The following is a 13,243-nucleotide window of genomic DNA, read 5'->3' as shown; positions in this document are numbered from 1 at the left end:
CGTACGATTCCTGAGCAGGGGCACAGCACCCGCAGCCGTGCCGCGGGTGCTGTGCCGATGTGCCTCTATTTCGTCTGCAATGACGAGCCGGCCGTCTCGTAGGCCGCGACCAGCATCCGTTTGAGGACTTTTCCGCTGGATCCCAACGGGAGGGCGTCGGTGAACTCGACGCGCCGTGGGTATTTGTAAGCGGAAAGGCGCTGTCTGCCCCATTCGATGATCTCGGCACCCGTTCCGGCGGTGACTTCCTCCGGCCGGGCGGGCACGACAACCGCCCAGACCTCTTCACCGAGTTCCGGGTGCGGGACACCGATGACCGCCACCTGCGCGACGGCCGGATGCCCGGCGAGGATCTCCTCGATCTCCCGCGGATGGACGTTGTAGCCACCGCGGAGAATCAGGTCCTTCTTCCGGCCCACGACCGAGAGGTAACCGTCGCCGTCCAGCGTCCCGAGATCACCGGTGAGGAACCAGCCGTCGGTCAGGACCTCGGCGGTGATGTCCGGGCGACCGAGATATCCGGCCATGACGTTCGGACCACGCACCACGATCTCGCCCACCTCGCCGGCCGGCAGGAGATCGATCCTGTCGGTGTTCGGCCGGGCTATACCGACCGTGACGCCGGTGATGGGAACACCGACCGTTCCGGGGCGGAACGTCACGCCCGGATAGTGATAGGCCACGCTGCACGAGGTCTCGGTCATCCCGTAGCCCTCGTACACAGGACATCCGAACGTGCTCCGGACCTCTTCGAGGGTCTTCACCGGGAGCGCCGATCCCCCGCTGTACACGCGGTCGAGCCGAGGGGCCTGCTCACCCCGCGCCACCGCGTCGAGCAGCTTGACGTACATGGTCGGTACGCCCATGAACACCGTGCACCGGTGTTCCGTCATCAGCGCGAGTGCCTCCCGCCCGGAAAACCTCGGCATCAGGACGATCGAGATACCGGCGCGGAAGCCGGTCAGCATGCCGCAGATCTGACCGAAGCCGTGCGACAGCGGCAGGCAGCCGAGCAACACGTCGTCACTGCGGAACATGTACGGAGTGGCGACCATCCTCTCGACGTTGTGCAGGATGTTCCGGTGGGTGAGCATCACCCCCTTCGGCTCGCCCGTCGTGCCGGACGTGTAGAACACGACCGCCACGTCGTCGGCTTCCCGCACCGCGGCGTCGCCGATCGGCGCCGTGTCCTGTGCCGCGCTCTCCAGGTCGACCGCGCCCCCGGGGCCCGGCCCGACGGTGAGGAGCACCGTGCCGAGCGGCTCCGCCGCCTCTCTCGCCCCGGCGAGCAGGGGGACGTCGCACACTAGGAAACGGGCGTCGGCATCGGTCAGTACTTGACCGATCTCCGAGGGGGTCGACATGACGTTCAGCGGAACCACGACCGCGCCGGCCGCCAGCACGCCGAAGTACACGACGGGGAACCGCGGGGTGTCGGTCAGGAGCACGGCGACCGCGTCTCCCGGCCGCGCCCCGCCGGCCCGCAGTACGGCGGCGTAGCGACGTGCCTGGTCCCACAGCCACCCATAGGTGACACGCTCGGAGCCCTGGATCACGGCCGGGTGGTCGGGTCGCCGCGCCGCCGCGCCGGCGAGTACGCCCGCGACAGACATGGTCATCCGGCGGTGCGGGCGCCGCGGCCCCGGAGAGCGGACGTGGCCCACTCCCGTGCACTCGCGGTCGGGATCTCCAGTTCCTTCCAGATCCCGTGCAGGGCGTCGGCGAAGGTCTCGACATCCTTCTGCTCGTGCACGGCGGACGGAGCGATCCGCAGGATCTCCTCGCCCGCGGGCACGCTGGGGGCGTTGATGGACTGGACGTAGATCCCGTGCTGCTCGAACAGCAGCCGGGACGCCCGCTTGCACAGTTCGTCGTCACCGACGAAGGCCGCGACGATGTGGGAGTCCGTCGAGACGAACGGGATGTCGGCCTCGATCAGAAGGCTGTGCAGCAGCCGCGCGTTCGCCGCGAGGGCCTCCCGCTCGGTGTCGGAGGACCGCAGGTACTGGACCGACGCCAGCGCAGCAGCCGCGACCGCCGGCGGCGGGGAGGTGGTGAAGACGAACGAGCGCGAGTAGGTCCGCACCGCGTCCACGAGGGCCGCCGGGCCCGCGATGTAGCCGCCGACCGTGCCGTAGCCCTTCGCCAAGGTGCCCATCACGACCGTGAACCGGTCGGCTATGCCTTCCCGCGCGGCGATGCCGGCGCCCTGCGGTCCGTACATGCCGACCGCGTGGACCTCGTCGATGAAGGTGGTGGCACCGTACTTGTCCGCGATGTCGGCGATCTCGGCGAGCGGCGCGACGTTGCCCGACATGGAATAGACCGATTCCACGGCGATGAGCTTCGGGCAGTCGGCGGGAGCAGCCGCGATCAGTTCTTCCAGGTGGGCGACATCGTTGTGCCTGAAGATGTGCTTCTTCGCGCCGCTATGCCGGAGGCCGTCGATGATCGAGGCGTGGTTCTTCGCGTCGGAGAACACGACGGTGTCTTCCGGCAGCCCCGCCAGCACGCTGAGGGAGCCCTCGTTGGCGGTGTATCCCGAGGTGAAGAGGAGAGCGGATTCCTTGCCGTGCAGATCCGCCAGCTCATTTTCGAGAAGGACGTGGTAATGGTTGGTTCCGCCGATGTTCCGGGAACCTCCGGAGCCCACGCCATGGGTGTCTATCGCGGCGTGCATGGCGGCGACGGCCTGGCTGTTCTGGCCCATGCCCAGGTAGTCGTTGCTGCACCAGACGCTTACTTCCGAATCCACCCCGTCGCGCCGCGCAGTGGCCATGGGGTAATCACCGGAACGCCGGCCGATCTCCAGGAACTCCCGCTTGCTTCCGGCGAGATCGCCGGCGGTGGTCCCACTCAGATATGATGCCAGGTGAACGTTCATGCACTCGCCTTCTCGACGTAGTGGTCGAATTGACCTGCGAACCGAAGGTTTCACGGTCTAGGAATACTGGGACTTCAGGAGCACCTTGTCGGGCTTGCCGTTGCTGTTCATCGGCAGAGCGCTCAGGACGTGTACTTTCTCGGGCACGTGAATCGGAGAAAGCCTCTCGGCGATCCGCGTACGGATGTCTTCCACGTCGACCACCGCGGCCGGGTCGCATTCGACAGCGGCGTGGATGTGATCGCTTCCGTCCTCGTCCTGCACGCCGTAGACGGCCGCGTGCAGAACTCCGGGGTGGGAGAGGATTTCCGCCTCGAGAACGATGGGATGAACCTTGACGCCGCCGACCTTGATGACGTGGGCCACCCGCCCCAGGAGAGTCAGATACCCCCGCTCATCGAGGCGCCCGATATCACCGGTGAAATACCAGCCGTCCCGGATGACCTGTGCGGTCAGTTCCGGGTTGCCGTTGTAGCCGTCCATCATCTGAGGCGAGCGGACACGGACCTCGCCGATCTCTCCCGGCGCCAACTGCGCGCCGGTGTTGGAGTTGCAGACGGCGACCTCCACCTCGGGAAAGGGCCGGCCGACCGTGGCCGCGAGTTCCGGTTCGCCGTGCTCCAGAGGAGTCAGGATCGTGATCCGGCCGCTCTCACTCGTGGCGTAACCCTGCGCCATGGCAGGGCCGAACAGCTGAAAAGCCTGTGCGATGCGCGCGGGTGCCGCAGGGCTTCCGCCGTAGACGATCCGCTTCAGCGAGGAAAGGCCTGCGGCTTCCAGATCGGCAGTGTCACGAATTCCGCGCCCAGCCAGATGGTCCATGACCTGGAACACGTGGTTCGTCGCCATGAACGTCCACGAGATCTCCTTCTCGGCGGAGACGGCGTCCACGAACTTCTCGGCATCGAAGCTCTCATGGAGATGGAGCGCTCCGTCCAGCGCGAAGACCGCGTCCACCATCGCAGCGACGCCGTGACTCAGCGGGGTCGTCACCAGGATCGACGCACAGTCGTATTCACCACCGACATCCATCCACGCGCGAACCGTGGCTTCCCACGCGCGACCCGACAGCCGGATGCCCTTGGGCCGGCCGGTGCTGCCACTCGTGAAGCCGATGAAGGCCAGCGCCTGCGGGTCCCATGACGCGAGCTCCGGGGCACCCATACCCTCGGCCAGGCCGGCCTCTCCGCTTCCCCCGTCCTGAACGCGCGTGAGAGGAAGCCCACCGGCCTCGGCCAGCTCGGTCGCGCGCTCCGAGCACTCCTCGTCGGCATAGAGGGTCACCGCATCGGTTTCGCGCAGGATCTGCATCTGGTGATCCAGCGGAAGTACCGTTGTCCTGGTACCCGGATTGGTGGTTCGCAGATAACACACGGCGCCGCCGAGCAGATGGGTCGCGTAGCGCACGGTGAGCATCTCGGGGCTGTTGGGTGCGACGAATATCGCCACCACATCGCCCTTGCCCACTCCACGGTCGCGCAGCGCAAGGAATGCGTCCGTGACGGACCGGACCATTTCACCACCGGAGAACGCCTTACCGCGCCAATGAACGACATCCCGGTCCGGCGTGGCTGCGAACAGCGTGAGGATCTCCGAGACATAACTCCGACTTGCGCTCCACCAATGCTGCGGCAGGCTCATGGGACCTTCCTTTTACCTTGCCAACTGTCACGACGTCGTCCGATCGGGCATTCAATCTTCACCGTGCGGGGGAAGGAGGCGGTAGATCGTTCGACCGGCTACAACGGAGAGCCGGAAGGCATCCCGATCGGGGTAGCCGTTCGGGGCACACGCCGGGCCGCCTCTCGGGGCGTCGGCGCACCCGGCGAGGTGACCGCACCTCCGGAGCCGGGGAGGGAGCGGGAGTCCTGGGCCACCGAAACTCCTCGGCCGACGCGCCCCGGCACTTACGGCCCGCACTCTGCGCCGGGAGGAACACTTACGTGCCTTACGCGGAAACAGCAGGTCAAGCCCTTCGTCTCCTGCGGCTCTGCTCGCGCCGGCCAGGGTTTCCGCGAGCCGGCACGCGCAGAGGGCCGCGCCCTGGCTGACCGCGATGACCGGCGAACTCGCGGGCTTCGCCGAGGTCATCGACGGCGGGGGACCACACGGTTCCGGGGCGGCAAAGTCTGGCCGGCACCGGTTCGCCCGCAAAACGGAGGGCGTCGCCGGCGACGGGAGGGCTACAGCGGCCTCGATGTGACCATGGACTGGCGCTGATCCCCGGTGCCCCGCGTCGCACACCGACACGGGCGCCGACCGAACCCGGCGGCAGCCTCACCCCGCCGGGCGAGACACTCTCCTGCTGAAGATCGGAAACCTGACATGCCCCTGTCCCCGCCCTCGTCGTACCTGACCCGCCACACCCGGCCCGAGCGCCCCGCACGCCGTCTGGTCTGCTTTCCCCACGCGGGCGGCGTGGCGGGCTTCTACCATCCCTGGGGGCAGTATGTGGACCCCTCGGTGGAGCTCCTGGCCGTCCAGTACCCGGGGCGCGAGAACCGGTTCCGCGAACCGCTGGTCCCGGCGATGGATCCACTGGTGTCGGCCATCGCCGGGGAACTGCTGACCCTGCCGTCGTTGCCGACCGTGCTCTTCGGACACAGCATGGGCGCGGCCGTCGCGTACGAGACGCTCCTGCGCCTCGAACAGGCGGGGGCCGCGCACGACGTCACCCGCCTGTGCGTCTCGGGCCGTTCCCCCGACAGTTGCGCAGCGCCCGCGGTGCGGACGGACGATGAGATCATCGCGGCCGTCAGCTCCCTGGGTGGCACGAACGCGGCCCTGTTCAGCGACCCCGACCTGCGGGAGCTGGTTCTGCCCGCCATCATTAACGACTACCACCTGATCAACGACTACCGCCGCCGGCCCGACGCGCCGGCGCTGCGGACCGCCGTCCATGCCCTGACCGGTGACCGGGATCCACAGGTCACCCCCGACGAGGCGGCAGGATGGCGCGCGGTCACCTCGGGTCCCTTCAACCTCACCATGCTGCGGGGCGACCACTTCTACCTCGTACCGGCGGCCGAGGAGGTGGCCCGTATCTCCATGGAACCGGCACGATCTCTTCCGGTTTAGCGGCATACCCGAGGTCGGGACAGCGCGCACCGAAGTCGGGGGCCCGTCGGATGTCTTGAGGCCGGCCGGAAGCGGAACCTGGTCCTATGGCACGCATCCGGTCCGTACTCATCCTGCTGGTGGGGCTGCTGTCCTGCACGGGCATCATCGGCTCCGGCACCCCGCCACCGCCCGAAATGCGCGCGGTGGCGGCCGCGGAGCGCGGCACCCACCCGCTGCGCACCACCGGCCCGCGCGGCGACCTGGGCGACCTGCGGCCTGGGTGGGAGTGTAAATCTAACGGCGGATCCGACGATCAAGGGAGAGACGTCAAGTGACTGATACCGCCGTGGAGTTGGAGACCGTGGAGCCTGTCGAGAGCGCCGAGTCCGGGCAGCCTGTGGCTGTGTCCGACGAGCAGCTGGTCGCGATGCTGGTGGAGCGGGCCCGGTCGGAGGGGCTGCAGCTGACCGGGCAGGGTGGTCTGCTGCAGCAGCTGACCAAGCGGGTGCTGGAGTCCGCGCTGGAGGGTGAGATCACCGATCACCTCGGCTATGACAAGCACGATGTGGCCGGCAGGAACAGCGGCAACAGCCGTAACGGCACCCGGGCCAAGACGGTGCTGACCGATGTCGGCCCGGTCGAGGTGAAGGTGCCCCGCGACACCGCCGGCACCTTCGAACCGCAGATCGTCCGCAAGCGGCAGCGCCGTCTGACCGGCGTGGACGAGATGGTGCTGTCCCTGTCCGCGAAGGGCCTCACGCACGGGGAGATATCGGCTCATCTGGCCGAGGTGTACGGGGCGGAGGTGTCCAAGCAGACCATCACCACGATCACCGACGCGGTGATGGAGGGCATGGCGGAATGGCAGGCCCGCCCGTGGAAACCGCCGCGTGTACCCGGTCGTCTTCGTGGACGCTATCAACGTCAAGATTCGCGATGGCAAGGTCGCCAATCGCCCTGTCTACGTGGCGATGGCCGTCACGGTCGAGGGCACCCGGGACATTCTCGGGATCTGGGCCGGTGACGGTGGTGAGGGCGCCAAGCACTGGCTGCAGGTCTTCACCGAGCTGAAGAATCGCGGAGTTGAAGATGTCCTGATGCTCGTCTGCGACGGGCTGAAGGGTCTACCGGACGCTGTTGAGACGGTCTGGCCCCGCACGGTCGTCCAAACGTGCATCGTTCACTGGAGCCGTACGGAAACAAGATGTCGCTTCCGGCAGTGTGCCTCGTTGACCTGGTATGGCGTTTTCGGAGGGGGAGCACGGTCAACTCGCCGTGCGGTTCGAGGTATTGCTGCCGCATCTGGACGAGCGGCAGCGGCGTTTGCTGCTGGCGGCCGAGGCGAGGTTGCTGGGGCATGGCGGTGTCCGGGCCGTCGCGCGGGTCGCGGGGGTGAGCGAGACCACGGTCCGCAGGGGTGTCTTCGAGCTGGAGGCAGGCGAGGCCCCACCACCTGCAGGCCGGACTCGCAGGTCGGGCGGGGGCCGCAAGCGGGCCGAGGAGGTCGATCCGGCTCTGCTGCCTGCGTTGATGGCGCTGGTCGAGCCGGATGAGCGGGGCGATCCGATGTCGCCGCTGCGGTGGACGACGAAGTCGCTGCGGAACCTCGCCGAGGAGCTGACGCGTCAGGGGCATCCGGTGTCCGCGATGACGGTGGGTCGGCTGCTGAAGGACAGCGGGTTCAGCCTCCAGGCCCAGGCCAAGACTCTGGAGGGAAAGCAGCACCCGGAGCGGGACGCCCAGTTCCGCTACCTCAACGAGCAGGTCAAGCAGCACCAGGCCGACGACGAGCCGGTCATCAGCGTGGACACGAAGAAGAAGGAGATGATCGGCCGACTGCCCAACCCCGGACGGCAGTGGCGTCCGAAGGGCGACCCGGTCCGGGTCGACGACCACAGCTTCTTCTCCGGGCCGACGGGTGAAGCGGCGATCCCGTATGGCATCTACGATCTTTCGGCGGACACCGGCTGGGTCAATGTCGGCACCGACCACGACACCTCGGTCTTCGCGGTCACTTCGATCCGTCGCTGGTGGGAGGTTCGGGGTCGCCACGACTATCCGCAGGCCACCCGGCTGCTGATCACCGCGGACGCGGGTGGCTCCAACGGCTACCGCTTCCGCGTCTGGAAGGCGGAGCTGGCCAGACTCGCCTCCGAGACGGGCCTGGCGATCACCGTCTGTCACTTCCCTCCCGGTACGTCGAAATGGAACAAGATCGAGCACCGGTTGTTCTCCCACATCACGATGAACTGGCGGGGCCGCCCGTTGACCAGCTATGAAGTCGTTGTCCAGTCCATCGCCGCGACCCGCACCCGTAGTGGGCTGCGGGTCGAAGCGGAACTCGACACCAGCCGCTATCCCCTTGGGCATCGCCATCAGCAAGGCCCAGCTGAAGGGCCTGCCCATCGAGTACCACGACACGCACGGCGCCTGGAACTACACCGTCCGCCCCATTGCCGACCATGTCGATGGCGAACTCGCCCAGGTCGCGGATCAGGACACAGCCCGCCGGCGGGTGCTCGACCTGCTGTCCGAGCCGGCCCTGACCGGGATGAGCCGCGAGGAACTGGCGGCCCTGTGCGGGAAGATCACGCCCGAGCTGGGCTCCCTGCGTGAGGAACGCCTGCACCGCAAGCGTGGCGGACCTCGCCGCCACGGGGCCGGAGACAACAAGCACCCGGTCCTCGCCCCCGCGGACCGGGTCCTGCTGAGCGTGATCTACCTCCGGCACGTGTGCTCACAGAACCTGCTGGCCGAGATGCTGGGCCTGTGCCAGCGCACCATCGGCCCGTCCATCAAGGAGGTCCGACGGCTCCTTCAGGAAAGCAGCATCTCCATCACACCCACCACGCTGTGTTTCTCAAGCGGTCAGGAGATCGAGGACTTCGTACGCACCGGGGCACCGGTCACCGCCCGGCTCCAGCTCACGCACCGCCTGGCCGACCCGTCCCTGACCGGGATGGACCGCGCTGAACTCGCCGACCTCATCGACCAGTTGTCGCTGCAGCAGGCCGCCTTGATCGAGCGGCGCCGCCACCATCAGCGCGGCGGACCGCGTCAGCCAGGCACCCGCGGAGGCGTCTTCCGTCAGAAGATCACCGATGCCGAACGCCTCCTGGCCGCCGTCCTTTATCAGCGCAAGCTCGGCACTCGGCAGGTCCTGGCGGATGCTTTCGGCGTCAGTCTCGGCACCCTCAACAACGCCCTCGCCGCTCGCCGACGCCCACCCCGTCCTCCACGAAGCCGGAATCGCCCTGCCGCCCGCCCCGACCCGCTTCACCAGCGGCGCCGAATTGCTCGCATCCGTCAGCAGCGACACGCCAACAGGTTGATTCTCTACGGCTCCACTTGATTCGCAACAGCATCCGGTACTGTGCTCGTCAGGACTGGGACAAGGTCGCCAAGGACCTCAAGCCCGTCTACACCGCGCCGAGCGAGGCCGCCGCGGCCGAACGGTTCTTGGAGTTCTCCGAGAAGTGGGGCACCAAGTATCCGGCCGTGATCAAGCTGTGGTCCGACGCCTGGGCCGAGATGGTGCCTTTCTTGTCCTTCGACGTCGAAATCCGCAAGGTCATCTGCAGCACCAACGCGATCGAGAGCGTGAACGCCCGCATCCGCAAGGCGGTCCGGGCCCGCGGCCACTTCCCCACCGAGGGCGCCGCGTTGAAATGCGTCTACATGGCGCTGATGAGCCTGGACCCGACCGGCAAGGGCCGCCGCCGCTGGACGATGCGCTGGAAGCCACCCCTGAACGCCTTCCAGATCGCTTTCGATGGCCACCTGACCCCCACCGGCCAGCGATAGCTCAACAACCAAGATCAGCCGTTAAGTTGACACACCCCCCACACTGCCCCGCACCAAGACGTTCCGGCTGGTCACCAGCCTGCTGGATCCCAAGCTGGCCCCGGCCCGCCAGCTGGCGACGGCCTACCATCAGCGGTGGGAGATCGAAAACGGGTTCGCGGAACTGAAAACCGCCTGCGCGGCGCCGGATTCATCCTGCGCTCCAGGGCACCCGAGCTAACCTGCCAGGAGATCTACGCCCTCCTCACCGTCTACCAGGCACTGTGCGCACTGCAGACGCGCGCGGCCGAGCACGGCGGCACCGATCCCGACCGGATCTCCTTCACCATCACCGTGCAACTCGCCCGGCTGGCCGTCGCCGCTCAAGCCGCATCCGACCCGACCGTGTTGGACTCCGCACGCCACGAGGTCATCACCGAGCTCCTGGCCGCCCTCCTCCCGACCCGCCGCCACCGACAGTGCCAACGCATCAAGAAGCCGTCCAAGAACACCTTCGAGGTCAGAAAACGCGACCAACCCCGCACTCCCAGTAACGTCCACTACACACTCAGAGTCACCAAGCACCCCACCTGACCTGCACGGACTCGCTAACTCACCGGCATTGGCAGGTCAGCGGCCCTTTTCAGCAGGCTCAAGGATCGCGACGCACTCAACATGGTGCGTCATCGGGAAGATGTCGGCCTGGGCGCAGTCAGGAAAGCAGCAGGTCAGAGATGCTTTTGGGTCCCAGATGAGGACCGTCGGGCGCCCGGAGCGTCAAATGAGCGTCATGGTCCTACGTCGGTTCGGTATTGGCAATCAGAGGGCCGCCGTACTGCCGGTGGGGTGAGAATCCCGGACTGGGCGCGCCGGCCCTCCGCCAGGAGAAGACCGTGAACAGGCCCGCGCGTCGGTGCCGGGAAGTAACCTGAACAACTCAAGTGTGTGACCGTGGTGTTGTCGCCCAAGCAAGGTGCGGACGGCACGGAGATCGGCGACGGGAGCGGCGGAGCTGTGGCGTACCGGGTGCGGGAAGTGGAGATCGGCGGCGAGACTGTCCTCGCCCGAGTGGAGACGCTCGACCCGGACGAGGTGGATCTGCGTAAGCGGCTCACCGAATACGGCGAGGAGGAGGAGGTCACAGCCCTCGACACCCTGATGGCGCGGGTCGACAGCGTCCAGCGGGTAATCCGGTCGGTCGGCACCTCCGTGCTCGAAGCCGCCCGCGAGGCCGCCCACCCCGACGAGGTGAGCGTCGCGTTCGGTGTCGAGCTAGCGGCCAAGTCCGGTAAGGCGGTAGCGTTCCTCGCCGACGGCGAGGCCAAGGCGGCCCTCAACGTCACGCTCACCTGGCGGCCTGGCGACCGGAACGACAGCACGACCGCCGGTGCGCAGGGGAATGCCTGACCAGATTCCGCGCCTGGACCGGCTGGCTAGGGCGGCAACGGCGGCGATCAGTGCACAGGAAGGCGCGCACTGGGGGTCCGCCGGCTTGATCGCACCCGGCTGGGCGCTGACCGCGGCCCATGTGGTCCGGGCCGCGGGAGCCGCCCCGTACACCGTGACCCTGTGGAACGGCCGCTCAATCTCGGCGAGGACGGGCTATCTGCTGTCCGGGGTGCCTGACAGCGGCCCTGTCCCCGCGGAGTCGGACATCGCTCTCGTACGCCTGCTGGAGGACGACACCGATCACGCCTGTGTCTGGCTCAGCGACCGCGGCGACCCACCCTCGCACGAGGTGCGGGCCTACGGCTGGTACGTCGCCGGCGGCAAGCGCGGCGGGGAACTGCTCGACTGGAACGGCGTCTGCGTGGTCGCTGGGAACGACGGTCCCTACAGCTTCCGCCTCGGCCCGCAGACGGAGATTCCGAAAGGGGCTTCCGGGGGACCGGTCATCGACCTCTCGCAGGGCGCCCTGGTCGGCCTGACCAAGGCCAGCAGACGCACATCCGAGGGCGACATCAAGGACGGCGGCCGGGCCGTGCGCAGCACTCTGCTGCGGGAGTTCGTCAGTCCCGTCGTCGTGGACCCCGACCATGCCCTCGGGCCGGACCCGTACTACGCCCTGGTCTGCGCCCATGACCGGTGGCACGCCGAAAGCGACCTCCGCGACGGATGGACGGACGTCCAGGGCGAGCTGCCGGGCAACGGCCTGCCAGACAGCACCACCTCCTGGTCGCCTGGCGACCGGTTGGAGCTGTTCGAGCTGCTGGCCGCTCTCCCGGCCCCCGACGACCCGACGCTGGTACGGAGCCTGCTGCGCGTGGTGTTCCACAACCGCGCGAAGTTCCCGGCCACCTCCGCCCTGCGGCACTGGCGGGACGGGCACGGCGAGATCCATCAGTACCGGATGCAGTTCACGATCGAGGCCCTGCCCTATCTGCGGTACGCCAAGCTCGTCGCCCTCGCCGTCGCATCGACGCCGGGCGCGGCATCCACGGCGGCCGACCTGGATCGCTGGGTGGGACGCCGCATGCGCCGCCTGGGTCTGGAGGCCGACGTCAGCGTGGGCGAGGTCACCCTGCCCGGGCGGGTCGACGGAGACATCACCGTGCAGGGCGGGACGAACGCGACGGGGATCCTGGTCCACCCCGGCGGGCATGCCCAGAACCCGCCGCTCGCCGCAGAGCCCGTACAGGTCGGCATCCTCGACGCCCGGCCGGGCGACGGGCCCAGCGTGCTGCTGGAGCTCGAACCCGCCCTGTGGTCGCCCTCGGCGGCCTTCCACTGGCGGCTGCGGGTCCTTGACCCCGAGCAGGACGACGACGCAGTCGTCGACGCCGACGAGAACGGCGACGGGGTCCCGCCGGACGACCTGCCGCTCCGGCTCCAGCGCCCGCTGGCCCGGCTCTTCCTCCAGCTGGACACCCCTGAACGCCACGCCCCGCTGGAGGTCGTCCTCCCGCCCGAGCACTTCGACCTCGCCGTACAGCACTGGCTGCCGCAGGCCGCCGTCACCGACCTGGACCTCTCAGACCCCGCCTGCTGGCCGCTGGGCGTACGCCGGCAGGTCGTCGTACGGGACGCGTCCCGCCGAGGCGGCGTCGACCCCCTGTGGGAGATGCGGTGGAAGGACACGGCCGCGGCGGCGCCGCTGCGTGCCCTGCCGACGCCGCAGCCCGGCCGGCTGCTGCGCCGCGCCGGTCTCGCCGGTGCCGGGCCCGACCAGGTCCCGGTGGTCTGCCGGCCGGCTGCCGACGCCACCGGCCGCGAGGTCCTGCGCCTGGCCCTGGAGAGCGGACACGGCGTCTTCCTGTGGAACGCCGGGTCCCACCCTCCGGACGGCTGTGACGAGCGGTGCCGCAGCTTCAGCAGCAATGCCGCCCGGCTGCTGGCGGACGCGGGCTCCGCGGCCGAGCTGCCCGAGCGGCTGCGCGTCCTGCGCGAGCGGATCCACCGCCGCGATCCGCACGCCTACTGGGCCAAGCCCCTGGCCCTGATGTACGACGACGCCGACCGGCCCCTCGCCGAGCCCGCAGGTGTTCTCGACGCACCCTGACCCTCGCCCGCACTCCG

The 13,243-nt window shown here is 68.4% G+C and carries 9 protein-coding genes and 3 pseudogenes; 9 read left to right on the top strand and 3 right to left on the bottom strand.

From position 1 onward, the window contains the following. Positions 1–65 precede the first annotated feature (65 nt). From LK06_RS25665 to LK06_RS25655, 3 genes are read right to left on the bottom strand one after another with little or no spacing between them, the layout of a single operon-like run. On the bottom strand, positions 66–1,619 hold the full coding sequence (locus LK06_RS25665; RefSeq protein WP_043432538.1) for a long-chain-fatty-acid--CoA ligase: 1,554 nt from the start codon (positions 1,617–1,619) through the stop codon (positions 66–68). Then, the gene (gene hemA / locus LK06_RS25660) at positions 1,616–2,884 is read right to left on the bottom strand and encodes a 5-aminolevulinate synthase (RefSeq protein ID WP_043432510.1); all 1,269 of its coding nucleotides are present in this window, start codon (positions 2,882–2,884) and stop codon (positions 1,616–1,618) included. Before hemA ends, LK06_RS25665 begins: the two co-directional genes overlap by 4 nt. A 57-nt stretch (positions 2,885–2,941) precedes the next feature. Continuing rightward, the gene (locus tag LK06_RS25655) at positions 2,942–4,525 is read right to left on the bottom strand and encodes a class I adenylate-forming enzyme family protein (RefSeq protein WP_043432507.1); all 1,584 of its coding nucleotides are present in this window, start codon (positions 4,523–4,525) and stop codon (positions 2,942–2,944) included. Between the two features lie 684 nt (positions 4,526–5,209). On the opposite strand from LK06_RS25655, the gene LK06_RS25650 reads away from it, so the two are divergent. From LK06_RS25650 to LK06_RS25610, 9 genes and pseudogenes are all read left to right on the top strand, one after another. Further along, the gene (locus LK06_RS25650; protein ID WP_043432505.1) at positions 5,210–5,962 is read left to right on the top strand and encodes a thioesterase II family protein; all 753 of its coding nucleotides are present in this window, start codon (positions 5,210–5,212) and stop codon (positions 5,960–5,962) included. Positions 5,963–6,048: 86 nt separating this feature from the next. Continuing rightward, on the top strand, positions 6,049–6,279 hold the full coding sequence (locus LK06_RS25645; RefSeq protein WP_043432503.1) for a hypothetical protein: 231 nt from the start codon (positions 6,049–6,051) through the stop codon (positions 6,277–6,279). A 92-nt stretch (positions 6,280–6,371) separates the two neighbouring features. Continuing rightward, positions 6,372–7,164, top strand: a pseudogene (locus LK06_RS25640) (IS256 family transposase); the annotation flags it as partial. Positions 7,165–7,183: 19 nt separating this feature from the next. Next, positions 7,184–9,276 (top strand): annotated as a pseudogene (locus tag LK06_RS25635) (ISAzo13 family transposase). Continuing rightward, positions 9,272–9,748, top strand: a pseudogene (locus LK06_RS25630) (IS256 family transposase); the annotation flags it as partial. The pseudogenes LK06_RS25635 and LK06_RS25630, both read left to right, overlap by 5 nt. A gap of 43 nt (positions 9,749–9,791) precedes the next feature. Beyond that, positions 9,792–9,968, top strand: coding sequence for a transposase (locus LK06_RS35345; RefSeq protein WP_078859023.1), 177 nt, complete (start codon positions 9,792–9,794; stop codon positions 9,966–9,968). Continuing rightward, complete coding sequence (locus LK06_RS25620; protein WP_043434933.1) at positions 9,884–10,321, top strand: hypothetical protein; 438 nt, start codon at positions 9,884–9,886, stop codon at positions 10,319–10,321. Before LK06_RS35345 ends, LK06_RS25620 begins: the two co-directional genes overlap by 85 nt. Before the next feature lie 351 nt (positions 10,322–10,672). Continuing rightward, a complete protein-coding gene (locus LK06_RS25615; RefSeq protein ID WP_234367503.1) occupies positions 10,673–11,134 on the top strand; it encodes a CU044_2847 family protein in 462 nt (153 codons plus the stop codon). Next, positions 11,127–13,226 carry a VMAP-C domain-containing protein gene (locus LK06_RS25610; protein ID WP_043434930.1) on the top strand — a complete coding sequence of 700 codons (2,100 nt, stop codon included), beginning with the start codon at positions 11,127–11,129 and terminating at the stop codon, positions 13,224–13,226. Before LK06_RS25615 ends, LK06_RS25610 begins: the two co-directional genes overlap by 8 nt. Positions 13,227–13,243: the final 17 nt, after the last annotated feature.

The sequence above is a fragment of the Streptomyces pluripotens genome (assembly GCF_000802245.2).
Lineage (GTDB): Bacteria > Actinomycetota > Actinomycetes > Streptomycetales > Streptomycetaceae > Streptomyces > Streptomyces pluripotens.
Note: the sequence above shows the minus strand (reverse complement) of the source record. Positions and strands in the feature narration are given on the sequence as shown.

Excerpts from the sequence above, each read along its gene's own strand:
- LK06_RS25665 (WP_043432538.1), bottom strand. The coding sequence starts at position 1,619 with ATGACCATGTCTGTCGCGGGCGTACTCGCCGGCGCGGCGGCGCGGCGA.
- hemA (WP_043432510.1), bottom strand. The coding sequence starts at position 2,884 with ATGAACGTTCACCTGGCATCATATCTGAGTGGGACCACCGCCGGCGAT.
- LK06_RS25655 (WP_043432507.1), bottom strand. The coding sequence starts at position 4,525 with ATGAGCCTGCCGCAGCATTGGTGGAGCGCAAGTCGGAGTTATGTCTCG.
- LK06_RS25650 (WP_043432505.1), top strand. The coding sequence starts at position 5,210 with ATGCCCCTGTCCCCGCCCTCGTCGTACCTGACCCGCCACACCCGGCCC.
- LK06_RS25645 (WP_043432503.1), top strand. The coding sequence starts at position 6,049 with ATGGCACGCATCCGGTCCGTACTCATCCTGCTGGTGGGGCTGCTGTCC.
- LK06_RS25610 (WP_043434930.1), top strand. The coding sequence starts at position 11,127 with ATGCCTGACCAGATTCCGCGCCTGGACCGGCTGGCTAGGGCGGCAACG.